At 36.2% G+C, this 16192-nt stretch carries 13 protein-coding genes; 5 read left to right on the top strand and 8 right to left on the bottom strand.

The window, feature by feature from the left end:
* Positions 1–203 precede the first annotated feature (203 nt).
* Positions 204–2390 carry a catalase/peroxidase HPI gene (gene katG / locus VK161_RS09215; protein ID WP_324214483.1) on the bottom strand — a complete coding sequence of 729 codons (2187 nt, stop codon included), beginning with the start codon at positions 2388–2390 and terminating at the stop codon, positions 204–206.
* 228 nt (positions 2391–2618) lie between these two features.
* Between katG and VK161_RS09210 the strand changes: the two genes are divergently transcribed.
* Entirely contained in the window at positions 2619–4289 is a 1671-nt protein-coding gene (locus tag VK161_RS09210; RefSeq protein WP_324214482.1) for an amino acid permease, read from the top strand.
* A gap of 39 nt (positions 4290–4328) precedes the next feature.
* On the opposite strand, the gene VK161_RS09205 is transcribed toward VK161_RS09210, so the two are convergent.
* Positions 4329–5678 carry a M28 family peptidase gene (locus VK161_RS09205; protein ID WP_324214481.1) on the bottom strand — a complete coding sequence of 450 codons (1350 nt, stop codon included), beginning with the start codon at positions 5676–5678 and terminating at the stop codon, positions 4329–4331.
* Positions 5679–5755: 77 nt separating this feature from the next.
* On the bottom strand, positions 5756–6958 hold the full coding sequence (locus VK161_RS09200; RefSeq protein WP_324214480.1) for an aminotransferase class I/II-fold pyridoxal phosphate-dependent enzyme: 1203 nt from the start codon (positions 6956–6958) through the stop codon (positions 5756–5758).
* 158 nt (positions 6959–7116) lie between these two features.
* Between VK161_RS09200 and VK161_RS09195 the strand changes: the two genes are divergently transcribed.
* Both VK161_RS09195 and VK161_RS09190 read left to right on the top strand, forming a co-directional pair.
* Complete coding sequence (locus tag VK161_RS09195; RefSeq protein ID WP_324214479.1) at positions 7117–7575, top strand: Lrp/AsnC family transcriptional regulator; 459 nt, start codon at positions 7117–7119, stop codon at positions 7573–7575.
* Between the two features lie 3 nt (positions 7576–7578).
* Positions 7579–7998 (top strand): META domain-containing protein, encoded by a 420-nt coding sequence (locus VK161_RS09190; RefSeq protein WP_324214478.1) that lies wholly within the window; start codon positions 7579–7581, stop codon positions 7996–7998.
* Here VK161_RS09190 and VK161_RS09185 read toward each other — a convergent pair whose 3' ends face one another.
* The 3 genes from VK161_RS09185 to VK161_RS09175 all read right to left on the bottom strand — a co-directional run bounded on the left by VK161_RS09185 (position 7999) and on the right by VK161_RS09175 (position 12397).
* Complete coding sequence (locus VK161_RS09185) at positions 7999–9666, bottom strand: putative transporter (RefSeq protein ID WP_324214477.1); 1668 nt, start codon at positions 9664–9666, stop codon at positions 7999–8001. It lies immediately after the preceding gene.
* Between the two features lie 68 nt (positions 9667–9734).
* Complete coding sequence (pckA, locus tag VK161_RS09180; protein ID WP_324214476.1) at positions 9735–11336, bottom strand: phosphoenolpyruvate carboxykinase (ATP); 1602 nt, start codon at positions 11334–11336, stop codon at positions 9735–9737.
* A gap of 287 nt (positions 11337–11623) precedes the next feature.
* Positions 11624–12397, bottom strand: a complete 774-nt coding sequence (locus tag VK161_RS09175; RefSeq protein WP_324214475.1) for a T9SS type A sorting domain-containing protein — start codon at positions 12395–12397, stop codon at positions 11624–11626.
* Positions 12398–12518: 121 nt separating this feature from the next.
* On the opposite strand from VK161_RS09175, the gene lpdA reads away from it, so the two are divergent.
* A complete protein-coding gene (gene lpdA, locus VK161_RS09170) occupies positions 12519–13922 on the top strand; it encodes a dihydrolipoyl dehydrogenase (RefSeq protein WP_324214474.1) in 1404 nt (467 codons plus the stop codon).
* A gap of 51 nt (positions 13923–13973) precedes the next feature.
* On the opposite strand, the gene VK161_RS09165 is transcribed toward lpdA, so the two are convergent.
* The gene (locus VK161_RS09165; RefSeq protein WP_324214473.1) at positions 13974–14369 is read right to left on the bottom strand and encodes a 2-dehydro-3-deoxyphosphooctonate aldolase; all 396 of its coding nucleotides are present in this window, start codon (positions 14367–14369) and stop codon (positions 13974–13976) included.
* 5 nt (positions 14370–14374) lie between these two features.
* Positions 14375–14752 carry a DoxX family membrane protein gene (locus tag VK161_RS09160; RefSeq protein WP_324214472.1) on the bottom strand — a complete coding sequence of 126 codons (378 nt, stop codon included), beginning with the start codon at positions 14750–14752 and terminating at the stop codon, positions 14375–14377.
* A 133-nt stretch (positions 14753–14885) separates the two neighbouring features.
* Between VK161_RS09160 and VK161_RS09155 the strand changes: the two genes are divergently transcribed.
* Positions 14886–16178, top strand: a complete 1293-nt coding sequence (locus tag VK161_RS09155; protein ID WP_324214471.1) for an anthranilate synthase component I family protein — start codon at positions 14886–14888, stop codon at positions 16176–16178.
* Positions 16179–16192 lie beyond the last annotated feature (14 nt).

Genomic DNA, 16192 nt, shown 5'->3' with positions numbered 1-16192 from the left:
AATTACAAATAGTAGGAAACATAAAACATGATATTTATTATATTTTGGAATAAAATAATAAAGCAAAATTAAGTGTAGTATTACTGCAAAATTTTAACTGTATTTTTAAATTTATCTGTCTTTATGGATTGCTTTTTGTATAAAAAGTAAAAACCACCCGATACAGGTGGTTTTTCAGAAAAACAATACTAACTTGGTTGTTCTTATTTCAAATCGAAACGATCTGCGTTCATCACTTTGTTCCAAGTTTTGATGAAATCATTTACAAATTTTTCTTTGTTATCGTCTTGTGCATAAATTTCAGCATACGATCGTAAGACAGAATTAGAACCAAAAATTAAGTCTACTCTAGTAGCGGTCCATTTTGTGGCACCCGATTTTTTATCGGCTATGTTGTATAAATTATCTCCAGCTGGTTTCCAACTGTAGTTCATGTCGGTCAGATTTACAAAGAAATCGTTACTCAAAACACCTTCGTTGTTAGTGAAAACTCCGTGTTTGGTTCCGCCATAATTAGTGCCAAGTACACGCATTCCGCCAATTAACACAGTCATTTCGGCTGCTGTTAATCCGAGTAATTGAGCTTTGTCTAACATCAATTCTTCGGGTTGAACCACGTATTTTGATTTCGTGAAATTTCTAAAAGCGTCGTTAGTCGGTTCTAACACCTCAAACGATTCTACATCAGTCATTTCTTGTGAAGCATCGCCTCTTCCGGGATGGAAAGGAACTTTAACATTAAATCCACCTTCTTGAGCCGCTTTTTCAATGGCCGCATTTCCACCCAAAACAATCAGGTCAGCAATGCTTACTTTTTTGCTTAAACCGGCCTGAATTTCAGCTAATTTTGATAAAACTCTGTGCAGACGTTCTGGTTCGTTGGCTACCCAGTTTCTTTGTGGTTCTAATCGAATTCTAGCACCGTTTGCGCCACCTCTGAAATCAGAACCTCTAAATGTTCTAGCACTGTCCCAAGCGGTAGCAATCAATTCGGATCTGGTTAATCCGCTGTTCAATAATTTATCTTTTAATTCTTCAATTTCCGAATCTGATAAAGTGTAATCTACTTTTGGAACAGGATCTTGCCAAATCAAATCTTCCGCAGGAACATCAGTACCTAAGTAGCGGTCTTTCGGACCTAAATCTCTGTGAGTTAGTTTGAACCAAGCACGAGCAAACGCATCGTCAAAATAAGCAGGTTCTCTCAGAAAACGCTCTGAAATTTCACGGTATGCTGGATCCATTTTTAAGGCCATGTCCGCATCCGTCATGATTGGATTGTTTCTTTTGGATGGATCGTGAGCATCGATAGGTTTGTCCTCTTCTTTGATATTGATGGGTTCCCATTGCCAAGCACCAGCAGGACTTTTCCTTAATTCCCATTCGTAATTGAATAGTAAGTGGAAGTATTCGTGATCCCAACGAGTAGGATGTGTTGTCCATGAACCTTCCAATCCGCTGGTTACTGTGTCTCCGGCATTTCCGTTTCCTTTAGGATTCAACCAACCAAAACCTTGATTTTCTATTTCGCCAGCTTCTGGTTCTTTACCGAGTACAGAAGCATCACCATTTCCGTGTGCTTTCCCTACGGTATGACCACCAGCAGTAAGCGCAACTGTTTCTTCGTCGTTCATGGCCATCCGTTGGAAAGTGATGCGCATATCACGAGCTGTTTTTAAAGGATCGGGGTTGCCGTCTACACCTTCAGGATTCACATAAATCAATCCCATCATCACGGCTGCTAATGGGTTTTCTAGATCTCTTTCGCCAGAGTATCGACTGCCTTCGCCACCCGATTTTGCTAGCCATTCTTTTTCTGCTCCCCAATACACATCTTTTTCTGGATGCCAAATGTCTTCTCGTCCTCCAGCAAATCCAAACGTTTTGAATCCCATCGATTCATAAGCCATGTTTCCTGCTAAAATCATCAAATCGGCCCACGAAATTTTGTTGCCGTATTTTTTCTTGATGGGCCATAATAATCTTCTGGCTTTATCTAAATTTCCGTTATCTGGCCAACTATTTAACGGTGCAAATCGTAAATTTCCTGTTCCTGCGCCACCACGACCATCAGCTATTCGGTACGTTCCCGCCGAGTGCCAAGCCATTCGAATCATTAATCCACCATAATGTCCCCAATCGGCTGGCCACCAATCCTGACTGTCAGTCATTAGGGCTTTCAAATCATTTTTGAGAGCTTCAAGATCTAATTTTTTAAATTCTTCTGCATAGTTAAAATTCTCACCCAAAGGATTTGTTTTTGAGTCGTGTTGGTGTAAAATATCTAGATTCAGAGCTTTTGGCCACCAATCCTGATTTTTAACACCATCGCTCAATCCTTTTTGATGTTGATGAAAAGGGCATTTGCTAATGTCGTTTGAATGTTCCATAAATTGTACTAAATAATTAAAGAAGTTGTTATTTTATTGTTGATTTCTATATTTCTATTCCTGATTTGAACAAAGTTATTAATTTAAAACATTCAAACTATAGATAACGAATGATTAATTCTTATTTTTTGATAGATTTTAGTTATTAAGTTAAGTGGAAAGCATTTTTTAAAAACGTAAGCAAATTATTCTATATTTGTTATTCTAACCTTAAGTAAACATTATTGTATGTCACTATCTAATTTATTCCGAAGAAAACCCACTTCAACTATTTTGCAACAAGGAGGCGATGGCGAACATTCGGGATTGAATAAAGTTTTAAATGTCAAAGACTTAACCTTTTTTGGTATAGCTGCAATTATTGGCGGTGGAACATTTAGTGCTATTGGGAATGCTTGTTTTTCGGGTGGGCCAGGAGTGATTTTGTTGTATGTGATTTGTGCAATCGCGTGTGGATTTACAGCCATGTGTTATGCCGAATTTGCCTCTCGTGTGCCTGTTTCGGGCAGTGCATATACGTATGCTTATGTTTCTTTTGGAGAAGTATTTGCCTGGATTATTGGTTGGGCATTGTTGATGGAATATTCCATTGGTAATATATATATTGCATTTTCATGGAGTGGCTATTTTACTAATTTACTGGAAGGTTTTCATATCCATTTGCCCGAGTGGTTGACTATTAACTATAAGTCGTCACATGCAGCATTTCTAGAAAGTAAAGCTGGAGAAGGATTATCAGCGTGGCAAAATGCACCCACAATTGGAAGTTTAAAAATTATATTTGACTTACCAGCAGTTGTAATTAATATATTGATTACGTATTTGGTTTACAAAGGAACTAAAGAATCGAAAAATTTTAGCAATGCAATGGTGTACATCAAGTTGGCTATTATTCTATTAGTGATTATTGTTGGAGCATTTTACATCGATATTGAAAATTGGACGCCTTTTATGCCTAACGGATTTGGTGGAGTTATGGCCGGAGTTTCGGCTGTTTTCTTTGCTTATATTGGCTTTGATGCCGTATCGACTTTGGCTGAAGAAAGTGAAAATCCGCAACGTGATTTACCTCGTGGGATGATTTATTCATTGATTATTTGTACAATTATTTATATAGTTTTAGCCTTGGTAATTACCGGAATGGTAAAATACGATTTATTAGGAGTAAGCGATCCATTGGCTGAAATATTTGCTTTGAAAGGCGTGAAGTGGATGTTGTTCATCGTTTCTATTGCGGCTGTAGTTGCCATGACCAGTGTAATGTTGGTGTTTCAAATGGGACAACCACGCATCTGGATGACGATGTCGCGAGATGGTTTAATGCCAAAGAAATTTGCTGAAATTCACCCAAAACACAAAACACCAGGATTTGCGACTATAGTTACTGGTTTAGTGGTTGGACTACCCATTTTCTTTACTGATGAAAATTTTGTACTCGATTTTACTAGTATAGGAACTTTGTTTGCTTTTGTGCTGGTGTGTGGGGGAGTTTTAATGCTTTCTCCTCAAAGTGAAGATGAATTGAAGGTAAGAGCAACCAAAGGGAAATTCAGAATTCCTTACATTAATTCAAAGTTTGTTTTTCCTGCGATTGTTGTTGGAAGTTCAATTTTAGTTCACTACTTATTCCCAACGTATTTTGGTAGTTCTTTTGATTTTTCGGAAGGGAAAATAGCAACGAATTTACCCTTAGTAGTTTTCTTCTTATTGTGTATTGTAATGTCCTTCATTACTTTCTTTAAGAATTTATCATTGATTCCGTTATTAGGATTAATCTCTTGTTGTTATTTACTAACAGGAATGGCGGTTTCTAATTGGAAATGGTTTGGAGTTTGGTTGCTAATCGGTTTAGTGTTTTACTTTGCTTATGGATATAAAAACAGTAAGTTGAACAAATAAGATATAAAAGAAAGTCCCGAGTAATCGGGACTTTTCTTTTTAATTTCTTTTGAATGTACTTCGGATGATGTCTTTTGGAAATACTACAATACTTTCATGACCTTTTTTGCTGACTGCTGCAACTCCAAAATAATAATTATCAATGACGATTCCTTTGAGTTCGTAAAAATCAACATCGCCTACAAATCGACTGTTTTCCCATTGAGGCGAAGTGGTTAGTCGCCAATAAATTTTGTATCCTATAATCGAATCGTCATTTGGTTTTTCCCACTTCAATTTGGTGTTAGCTTCTACAATTCCACCAATCATTACATTTTTAGGTTCTGCTGGCGACCAAGCCAAACTGGCCAATGTAATCGCATTTACCGCAGTTAGTTTATTAGCATAATCAAAATTTACACCTTCAATTACATCTCCATACTTTATTCCGTTTTCGGTTCTGATGTCTTGATGCTGACGATTGTAGTTTTCATGCGCTTCCATGATTCGAACACCCGCATAACCCAAATCGTTGAATGGACGATGATGTCCGCCACGACCAAATCGATCCAATCGGTACACCAACATCGGATTCATTTCAGGCATGTACATTGTTGTCAGTTTGTGAATGTAACGTGCTAATTGACGTGAAATTCCATCCACTTCACCACCGTAAAAGCGACGATTTTTTTGTTCTTTTTCAGTATCAGTTATTGATGTAGGTTCAGAAAAAATTCGAAATGTTCTGTTATCAATTATACCATCCACACCTTCGATGTTGCCAATCATGTCATTATTTAAAACACCAATGATTTCCCAATTGTTTTTCTTGGCAAATTCGGCAAAACCTTTTCCGCCAAACAGGCCTTGTTCTTCACCCGATAGACCTAAATAAATGATGCTGTTTTCAAATTGGTATTTGCTTAAAACTCTTGCTGCCTCGATAGTTCCAGCCATACCCGAAGCATTGTCGTTGGCACCTGGAGCAGCATCAGTATAATCCATAGTGTCTGAATTTCTACTGTCAATATCACCAGTCATAATAATGTATCGGTTTGGGAATTTTGTTCCTTTTTGAATGGCCGCTACGTTTACTATCCAAGTATCTTTTGGAACGCGTTCACCATCATTGGTTGTCACGAAATCTTTTTGATAAAAAACATTGAGACAATTATTACATTCTTTTGAAACTTTTTCAAATTCAGCTTTTATCCATCTACGAGCGGCACCAATTCCTCTTTTGTTTGAAACAGTATCACTAAAGGTGTTTCGGGTTTCAAAGCTGGCTAATGTTCGCACATCTGCTTCAATTCGTTGAGAAGAAACGGATTGAATGATTTCGTACAATCGAGCATCGGTTTGAGCAAAAGTAATTTGAGAAAACAGAAATAGGAGTAGGTATTTCTTCATTTTGTTTTCTTTCAAAGATAAAAAAAACCGCTCAAGATTACTCTCAAGCGGACTTAAAAAAAACTACTAACTAAAAACTAGATAACATTTAATTCTTTCATGCACGATTTCATCATTTCGTATGTGCGTTCTATGTCGTTGTCCAATCCGATTGAGAACCTAATCAAACCATCGGATAATCCCATTTCTTTTTGCTCTTCCAGTGGAATTTCACTGGACGTAGAAGTTCCTGGTGCGCTGAATAACGTTTTGTAAAACCCTAAACTCACAGCCAAATAGCCCAGGTTTCGATTTTGCATCAATTCCATCAATTCATTGGCTTTTTCCAAAGTGCCCACATCAATTGTCATCATTCCACCAAAACCATATTCTTTATTAATCATAGTCAAATACAACGAGTGACTTGGGTGACTTTTTAGACCTGGATAAACTACTTTTAAACCATCGTTTTCAAATTGGTTAGCTAAATACATAGCATTAAAACTATGCTGTTTCATTCGAATGTGTAGTGTACGCAAGTTCTTCAAAATACTGGCTGAGCGTAAACTGTCCATCGTTGGACCTAATAGCATCATCGCTCCTGTATTTACGTTTTTCAAATCATTGATGAATTCCTGAGAAGCACAGACCACACCGCCAACGGTGTCACTACTTCCGTTGATGAATTTGGTCAAACTGTGAATCACCACATCAGCACCTAATTTAGCTGGTGCAACAGATAAGGGCGAAAACGTATTATCAACTACTAACTTGATATTGTATTTCTTAGCCAATTGTGCCCAACGTTCAATATCGGTCACTTCCAACAACGGATTACTAACCGTTTCACAATACAAAACTTTGGTATTTGGAGTTATTGCAGCTTCAATAACATCTAATTTGGTCCCATCAACAAATGTGGTTTTGATTCCCCATTTGGGTAGTACATTTTTCATAAAAGCATACGTTCCGCCGTAAATGGTTCTACTCGAAACAATTTCGTCACCAGAACAACATAATTGTAATAAAACAGAAGTAATTACACCCATACCTGAAGCGGCAACGTTAGCGCTTTCGGTTCCTTCCATAGCGGCCAATGCTTTGCTCAAATACAAATTCATAGGCGAGGAGTGACGCGAGTACAAATAGCAACCTTCGGCGTTTCCTTCAAAAGTATCAAACATGGTTTTTGCTGAAAGGAAAGTATAGGTAGAACTATCTGAAATAGAAGGGTTTACACCTCCAAATTCACCAAAATATTGTAAATCTTGAATTTTATCTGCGGGATTGAAATCAATCATATATGTATAAATTATTATTCTTCAAATTTCACTATTTATAGTTTAATAATCAATATATATGATTTTATTTAGAAAAATAATCTATAAATTGTTTTTTAATTAGAATTAAAATCTATATTTGTAGACTAAATTCTACTTTTTTAGATAATTGTTAGGTTATGGTGCTAGACCAACTCGATAAAAAACTGTTGTTTTTACTGCAGACCGATACCAAAAAGACGACTAAAGAACTTTCTTTGAAGTTGAATCTTTCGGTTACTGCTGTATACGAGCGCATCAAAAAAATGGAACGAGAAGGCGTTATTTCTAACTATGTTGCGCTTCTCAATCGGAATAAAATTGACAAGAGTTTTGTGGTTTTTTGCCATATTAAACTCGTTCAGCATTCCAAGGAGTTTTTAACCAAATTTGAAAGTGAAGTAGTTCAGTTAGATGAAGTACTGGAATGCTTTCATGTGAGTGGTGATTACGATTACATACTGAAGATTTTGGTAAAAAATATGGAAGAGTACCGCGAATTTATGGTTACTAAACTCACTACTCTTCAGCATATAGGAAGTACTCACAGCACATTTATGATAGGAGAAGTTAAAAATACAACTGCATTTAAACTGTAATATATGAATCGAATTTTTACTTTATTTTTAGTGTTTATCTACATTATGGCTTGTAATACGGTCAAGAACGATAGCAACAATCCTCAAAATTTGAAACGAGTTTGGATGCTCGTTCAGTTCAGTTCATTCGACAAAGATTACTTAATCAAAAAAGAAGCGTATTTAGATTTGACTCAAGATCAAAATGCATCTTCCAAAATGGGTTGCAATCAGATGTCGTTTCCGTATCAAGTTATGAAAGAAACGAAAATTCATTTTTCTGATGGAATGGCGACCAAAATGTATTGCGACGACATGAAACTGGAAACCGAGTTTTCTAAAGCCATTACGACTGTAAAAAGTTATTCAATCGATGGTCATAAACTGATATTAAAGTCCGAAAACGGTTCAACAATATCGTTTATAGCCCAAGATTGGGATTAGCTATACAAAAAATAAGATCATCAATTGAGCTGCAATAATTCGCAATATCATTGTTAAAGGATATACGGTTGCATAAGTGGCAGATGGAATATCATTTCCTGAAATCTTCAATGCAAATGCCAATGCTGGTGGATCAGTCGATGCTCCGGCTAATAATCCGCAGATTTCAAAAAAGTTTTTCTTAAAGAAGTGTTTGGCAACAATGCCGACAATTAGCAATGGGACAATTGTTATTATAATTCCCAAACCAATCCAATAAAATCCGTTTCCGCCTTCAAAAGCAGCAGCTAATTTAGAACCGCTACTCAATCCGACACTAGCTAAGAATAAAGTGATTCCTAGCTCTCTTATCATCAAATTGGCACTATTTGTAGTATAATTATTCAAGTAGAACTGATTTCCAAATCGGCTTAACAACAATGCAATAATCAGTGGTCCGCCAGCCAAACCAATTTTAACTGGAACCGGAATATTTGGAATTTGAAACGGAATGCTTCCGACTATTATGCCAAGTACAATTCCGATGAAAATCGGAGCAATATCGGGCACTTCCAATCGTTTTAGAGAATTTCCCAACACCGAACTAATACGTTCCAAACTTTCTTTGGTTCCGACTACTTTTACTGTATCGCCCAGTTGTAACATAATATTTCCATTTGGAACCATTTGCGTTCCAGCGCGATACAATCGAGTAAATGTAAAATCGTGTTGGTTGAATTCGGGAATATCGCCCAAACGTTTATGAGTGATATTTTTGTTCGTCACTACTACATGATTGGAAACTAAATTGCTATCCAAAGCCGTTTTTAAATTCATATCGCTTTCCGGGCCAATTAATAAATGCAATTGCTCAAAAGTAGTTTTAGACGCCACAATCAATAAAACGTCATTTTCAGAAAGAATTTCTTTTGGAGTAGGAGTGATGATTATTCCTTTGTGAAACATTCTCGATACTACTATTGGCGTTTTAATAATTTCAAAAATGGCATTGATGGGTTTACCAACCAATTGATGATTCTCTAGTTTTAGGTGCTTAGAAATCACTCGATCTTCTCTCAAATTGGCTAATTTATTTTGAAGCTCAGTTTCGTGTTCAATATTGACTTTGAAGATTTTTTTCAAAAGTAACATGGCAATAATGATCCCAAAAACCCCAAACGGATAAGCAACAGCGTAGGCTAAAGTTACCAAAGAAGTTTCTTCTGAGGATTGATGCAAATTAGTCATCGTTGTTTGCGCTGCACCCAAACCCGGCGTATTGGTTACCGCGCCACTCATAATTCCTGTCATGATTGAAATGGAATTGGTAGAGAAGTAATACAATAGCAAAGTAGTAATTACTCCAAATAGAACAATAAATCCAGCCAGCATATTGGTTACTAATGCATTTCGATTCAAGGATGCAAAAAATCCAGGGCCAACTTGTAATCCGAGTGTGTAAACAAACAATACGAGTCCAAATTCTTTCAAAAAATCTTGCAATTCAGGATGAACCACAACTCCCATAAAAGAAAAAAACAATCCCACAAAAAGTACCCAAGTAACTCCGAGTGAAACACCGAAGATTTTTATTTTTCCGAACCAAATCCCGAAAGCAATCACTAAGCCAAAAACAATGATGGTTTGTGCGAAAGACTGCTTGGTGAGCAACTCAATTATCCAGTTCATTTTTTTTAAGTTTTTTTAATACCAATGGAAAGATAGTGAATTTTCCCATTGGTATTTTTTAGAAGAAATTATAAACTCGGACCTGCAGCAACCAATCGTTTTCCCTCTTCGGTATTGGTATATTGCTCGAAGTTTTTGTTGTAAAGAGCGACTAACTTTTTAGTTTTAGTTTCCCACTCAGTAACGTCTTTATAAGTAGTTCTTGGGTCCAAAATATCATCTACATGAGGTAGTGTTTTTGGAGCAGTTAAATTCAAGAAAGGTACTTTCACTGTTTCTGCTTTTTCAATTGAACCATCGATGATGGCATCGATTATGGCGCGTGTATTTTTTAATGAAATACGTTTTCCAGTTCCATTCCAACCTGTATTTACCAAATACGCTTTAGCATTGTGTTCTTTCATTTTGGCAACCAAAGTTTTAGAATACATTGTTGGATGCAACGTTAAAAAAGCTTCACCAAAAGCTGGAGAAAAAGAAGGCTGAGGTTCGGTTATTCCGCGTTCTGTTCCCGCCAATTTAGAGGTGAATCCGCATAAAAAGTGGTATTGCGCTTGGTCATCATCTAAAATAGAAACCGGAGGCAACACGCCAAAAGCATCAGCAGACAAATAAATGATTTTACTCGCATGTCCTGCTTTTGAAGGAAGAACAATTTTATTAATGTGATAAATCGGATACGAAACTCTAGAATTTTCGGTGATAGAATGATCGTAATAATCTACTTCACCGTATTCATTTACTACTACATTCTCTAACAAGGCATCACGTTTGATGGCGCGCCAAATATCGGGTTCATTTTCTTCTGATAAATCAATCACTTTAGCATAACATCCGCCTTCATAATTGAATACGCCATTATCGTCCCAACCGTGTTCGTCGTCACCAATCAAATAGCGTTTTGGGTCGGCAGAAAGCGTCGTTTTTCCTGTTCCTGAAAGTCCAAAGAAAATAGCTACATCGCCTTGTTCACCTACATTGGCAGAACAGTGCATAGAGGCCATTCCTTTGAGCGGAAGATAATAATTCATCATAGAGAACATTCCTTTTTTCATTTCGCCACCGTACCAAGTTCCGCCTATGATTTGGATTTTTTCAGACAAATTGAATAAGACGAAATTCTCTGAATTCAATCCATGTTCTTTCCAATTGGGGTTAGTAGTTTTTGAGCCGTTCATTACAATAAAATCAGGTTCGCCAAAATTTTCCAATTCATAGATAGAAGGGCGAATGAACATATTAGTCACAAAATGCGCTTGCCAAGCAACTTCCATGACAAAACGAACTTTCAGTCGAGTATCAATGTTGGTTCCGCAAAAAGCATCAACAACGTATAGTTTTTTTGAAGTAGAAAGTTGTTTAAGAACCAAATTTTTCAATTCGCTCCACACTTCTTGAGAAGTTGGGAAATTTACTTTATCGTCCCAATATATAGTATCTTTAGTAACATCGTCTTTCACAATGTAACGATCTTTAGGAGAACGACCCGTGAAAACTCCTGTTTTTACTGCTACAGCTCCAGAATCAGTAACTGCGCCTTTTTCAAAGCCTTTTCTAAAGTGTGACGTTTCGGCTTGGAATAATTCTTCGTAGGTCGGATTGTAAACCACTTCATGATAGCCAGTGATTCCTAAATTGTGTAATTCTTGTATGACTTTAATGTTTTTCATGGTAATCGGATTTTATGATTTGATGTATAATTTTGATACTTCAAAGTTCCAATTTTAAGCCGCCATAAAAACTGATAATTGTCAGTAAAAAAATAAATCTACGAAATCGTTTTCTTTGATTGGCAAGGGTTTGAAGAAGTTTTTTCGGATTCAAAACCACCAAAAAATAAAATGGTTTCCAAATGAAATAGAAACCAATTTATTCTTTTTTTATCACGAAAGTTGCAATCAAATAATACAGCAACACAAAAAAACTATACTGATTGTTACAAGCAGTTTGAACTTATTTACAGTTTTAGGAATTTTTGTTTCTCTATTCCTTTGTTGCTAATCACACTTATGAAGTAGACTCCCGAATTCAGCTCACTCACTTCAATTAAAGTCTCTTTCAAATTTACACTTTTTACACGTTGTCCTAATGAGTTGAAAATTTCAATCTTGGCTATTTCTAGGCCATCAATTGAATTAATCGTAAAAGTGTTTGCCACAGGATTCGGTGCAATTGTAAAACCAGTTTTTAATTCGTTTGTTGGATTATTTAAAACTGCAGTTGCACATTCAGGAAAACAATCAGTAGTTGGAGTTACATTAAATCCAAACAAATTGTCTTCTGTTGCAGCCAATTCCGATGCATCGCAGCAAAAGTATTGTAAGGCTGGAACATTATTTAAAATGAAAGGAGGAAATGGTGGTTCTATAAAAATCCATTCCGATTCAACATTATTTTTAAGATTTATAGAAACCAAATTTAAAAGGTTAGTGCAGTTGAAGAATTTGACTGAAGTTTGACAAAGATTTAACTCCGTTATCTGAAGATTAGTGCACCAAATACTCGCTAGGTTATGAAAGTATTCCAATCCTTCTAAAGAGGTAATCGACGGATTATCCAAAACCATATTAATTACCTGAAGTGCTTCTGTTTGATCAATTTCTCCGTCAACATTCAAATCAAAATTTTGAGAAATCAAATTCGCTTTAAAATTTGGGTCAGGAAAATTGATTACTTGTGCATTACTTGTGAATGTAAAAAACAAAAGTGCTATGATGTAGTAATTTTTCATAGTAAAATGGATTTATTATCGAATGTACAAAAAAAATGTAATAAAGTAGTGATTTGAATTTGATTTAATCCTTAAATTAAAATTGAATTTGTAATTTTGCAACACTTAAAAAACATTCACTATGAGTTCATTTGACGTAGTCATTATAGGTTCGGGTCCAGGCGGATATGTTTCTGCTATTCGTTGTGCCCAATTAGGGTTCAAAACCGCTATCATTGAAAAATATTCAACATTAGGTGGAACTTGCTTAAACGTGGGTTGTATTCCTTCTAAAGCATTGTTAGCCTCTTCGCATCATTACGAAGAATTACAGCATTTTGCTGATCACGGAATTGAGGTTTCGGGAAAAGTAAAGGTAAATTTAACCAAAATGATTGAGCGCAAGCAAGCTGTTGTAGATCAAACTTCGGGTGGTGTTAAGTTTTTGATGGACAAAAATAAAATAACTGTTTTCGAAGGTTTGGGTTCGTTTGTAGATGCTACTCATGTGGCTATTGCTAAAGCAGATGGAACTTCTGAAACCATCGAAGCTAAAAATATAATTATCGCTACTGGTTCAAAACCTTCTAACTTACCATTTATTACGTTGGATAAGGAACGAATCATCACTTCAACCGAAGCTTTAAAATTACCTGAAGTTCCGAAACATCTTATCATTATTGGTGGTGGTGTAATCGGAATTGAACTTGGGCAAGTCTATTTGCGTTTGGGTGCAGAAGTTTCTGTAGTTGAATTTATGGACCGAATTATTCCAGGTATGGATGGTGCTTTGTCAAAAGAATTAACTAAAGTGTTGAAAAAACAAGGAATGAAATTCTATACTTCGCACAAAGTACAATCAGTTGATAGAAAAGGAAAGACAGTGACAGTAAAAGCTGAAAATGCTAAAGGAGAAATCATTTCGTTAGAAGGTGATTATTCGTTAGTTGCTGTTGGTCGTCGTCCGTATACAGAAGGATTGAATGCCGATAAAGCAGGAGTGAAACTCACCGAAAGAGGTCAAATTGAAGTAAACAATCATTTGCAAACCAATGTTCCAAACATTTACGCAATCGGTGACGTTATTCGTGGAGCTATGTTAGCGCACAAAGCGGAAGAAGAAGGTGTTTTGGTTGCTGAAATTTTAGCAGGACAAAAACCTCATATCGATTATAATTTAATTCCAGGTGTAGTCTATACGTGGCCTGAAGTAGCTGCAGTTGGTAAAACCGAAGAGCAATTGAAAGAAGCTGATGTAGCATACAAAGCAGGAAGTTTCCCTTTCAAAGCACTAGGAAGAGCTCGTGCTGGTGGCGATACGGATGGTTTTGTAAAAATCTTAGCCGATGCAAAGACTGATGAAGTTTTAGGTGTTCACATGATTGGTGCTCGTTGTGCCGATTTAATAGCTGAAGCCGTTACGGCAATGGAATTCAGAGCTTCGGCCGAAGATATTTCTAGAATGAGTCATGCGCATCCAACATTCGCGGAAGCGGTAAAAGAAGCGGCATTAGCAGCAACAGATAACAGAGCCTTACACGTTTAATCAAATTTATATTCAAAAAAAACGTCCTATTCATTTGAACAGGACGTTTTTTTATTTCATAATAAATCCTTTCGGCGCTTTTAGTTTTCCCTTATCGTACATGTTGATGTACAATAAAACAGTATCTTTTTTTCCTTGATAAGAAACCCGGTACATGTCCAACATTCCCATACCATAAGGACTATTTGCGGTTTTAAATTGACAGCAACTTCCTTTTCTAGTAAATGAAACGGGTTCACCATTTGGACCGGTAAGGGAATTCAAATAATCGCGTTCGTTTTTCGGACCTTGTTCAAAACCGCCTACTTTTATGGCGTTTTTTTCACTATAACCGTAGGTTTCGTCTACTGAATTAGCAGAAGAATCACCAGTTGAACTTCCTTTGGATGACGAACACCCAACAATTAAAAGTGCTATTATAAATGCATAAAGATTTTTTTTCATCATTTAAATTAAGGAGTGAATAAATGTTTGTAACTGCTCCAATTGGCGTAAATCAGAAATAGATTAGCAATTAAAATTCCTGCGGCCATCGGGATATCTGTTTTTGATACTACAGCGTGAATCAAAAAGATGTTCACCGAAATAGGTAATAAAACGATTAAAGCTAGACGAAGAAATTTCCCACTCACTATAGCCAATCCACAAATCAGTTCAATTGCCTTAGCTAAAGGAAACATATATTTCATAGCCACAAATCCAGCCATGACTGTTGCCATATCACCAGTTGGTGGTTTTTGTTCACCTCCTAATTCGAAGAAATAAGCAATCGATGCAAAAAGCATCATTCCGCCCAGCAGAATCCTCACAATAATAGTTGCAATTTTCATAGTAAATAATTTTATTGGTTAGTATCTCAAAATTAAAATTTTATTTGTTAAAAAACGAACCCAAAAGATTGGCTTATTAACAGAGTTTTCAAATCTATTTTTGTTGTATTTTTGAGACCAAATCGATTGCTCCTTGAGAACCATTATTTCAAAGAATATTACGCATCCCAACCAACTGAAACAACAACTTTTGTTGTGGTCGAATCAGTTCCGTGAAGCAATTGTATTGGATTCAAATGAGTACCATCAGCAGTATTCCAATTACGATTGTATTGTTGCCGTAGATGCTTTTACTTCAATTACAACCGACTTCATCAATGCTTTTGAAGACCTTCATCAGTACCAATCGCAAACCAAAGATTGGTTGTTTGGTTATTTGTCGTACGATTTAAAAAATGATATTGAAGCGCTGCAATCCAAGAATTTTGATGGCTTACAATTCCCAGATTTGTTCTTTTTTCAACCCAAAAAGTTATTTCTCTTAAAAGGTAATCAACTTGAAATTCAGTATTTAAATTTTTGCAATGACGAGATTGAATCCGATTTTGAAGCGATTTTAAAAATAGAAATTTGCGACTTTGCATCTTTGCGTGAGATTAGCATTCAACAACGAATTTCAAAAGAAAACTACATTTCTAAGGTTAGCAGAATGCTTGATCACATTCATTTAGGCGATATTTATGAAGCTAATTTTTGTATGGAATTTTATGCTGAAAATGCGCTTATTCACCCATTGGGAATCTATCAGAAATTAAATACTATTTCCGAACCGCCATTTGCCGCTTATTTCAAAAATAATAAGCAGTTTTTGCTTTGTGCTTCTCCCGAACGCTATTTAAAGAAAGAAAACAATAAAGTAATTTCTCAACCCATTAAAGGAACAGCCAAACGCGTTTTTGATATTGAATTGGATAATTGGTCTAAAAGGGAATTAGAATCCAACCCAAAAGAACGTTCAGAAAACATTATGATCGTCGATTTGGTGCGTAATGATTTATCAAAAACAGCTACCAAAGGTTCGGTTGAAGTGGAAGAATTATGCGGTATTTATACTTTCAAACAAGTACACCAAATGATTTCTACTGTGGTTTCAAAGGTTGAGCACACCACTTCTCCTACAGAAATCATCAAAACTACTTTTCCGATGGGAAGCATGACAGGCGCGCCCAAAATTTCGGCCATGAACATCATCGAAAATTTAGAAGAAACCAAACGCGGTTTGTACAGCGGTGCTGTGGGTTATTTTACTCCTGAAGGCGATTTCGATTTCAATGTGGTCATCCGAAGCATACTTTACAATGACCAAAATAACTATCTGTCTTTTTCTGTGGGAAGTGCCATTACATCACTTTCGATTCCAGAAAATGAATATGAAGAATGCTTGCTGAAAGCAAAAGCGATGTTTGAAGTGCTCGAAGTAAAATAAATCACTATTTTTGA

It is taken from the genome of Flavobacterium sp., assembly GCF_035299245.1.
GTDB lineage: Bacteria > Bacteroidota > Bacteroidia > Flavobacteriales > Flavobacteriaceae > Flavobacterium.
The sequence above is the reverse complement of the archived record's forward strand: the minus strand, read 5'-3'. Positions and strand labels throughout refer to the sequence as shown.

Excerpts from the sequence above, each read along its gene's own strand:
- katG (WP_324214483.1), bottom strand. The coding sequence starts at position 2,390 with ATGGAACATTCAAACGACATTAGCAAATGCCCTTTTCATCAACATCAA.
- VK161_RS09210 (WP_324214482.1), top strand. The coding sequence starts at position 2,619 with ATGTCACTATCTAATTTATTCCGAAGAAAACCCACTTCAACTATTTTG.
- VK161_RS09205 (WP_324214481.1), bottom strand. The coding sequence starts at position 5,678 with ATGAAGAAATACCTACTCCTATTTCTGTTTTCTCAAATTACTTTTGCT.
- VK161_RS09200 (WP_324214480.1), bottom strand. The coding sequence starts at position 6,958 with ATGATTGATTTCAATCCCGCAGATAAAATTCAAGATTTACAATATTTT.
- VK161_RS09195 (WP_324214479.1), top strand. The coding sequence starts at position 7,117 with ATGGTGCTAGACCAACTCGATAAAAAACTGTTGTTTTTACTGCAGACC.
- VK161_RS09190 (WP_324214478.1), top strand. The coding sequence starts at position 7,579 with ATGAATCGAATTTTTACTTTATTTTTAGTGTTTATCTACATTATGGCT.
- VK161_RS09185 (WP_324214477.1), bottom strand. The coding sequence starts at position 9,666 with ATGAACTGGATAATTGAGTTGCTCACCAAGCAGTCTTTCGCACAAACC.
- pckA (WP_324214476.1), bottom strand. The coding sequence starts at position 11,336 with ATGAAAAACATTAAAGTCATACAAGAATTACACAATTTAGGAATCACT.
- VK161_RS09175 (WP_324214475.1), bottom strand. The coding sequence starts at position 12,397 with ATGAAAAATTACTACATCATAGCACTTTTGTTTTTTACATTCACAAGT.
- lpdA (WP_324214474.1), top strand. The coding sequence starts at position 12,519 with ATGAGTTCATTTGACGTAGTCATTATAGGTTCGGGTCCAGGCGGATAT.
- VK161_RS09165 (WP_324214473.1), bottom strand. The coding sequence starts at position 14,369 with ATGATGAAAAAAAATCTTTATGCATTTATAATAGCACTTTTAATTGTT.
- VK161_RS09160 (WP_324214472.1), bottom strand. The coding sequence starts at position 14,752 with ATGAAAATTGCAACTATTATTGTGAGGATTCTGCTGGGCGGAATGATG.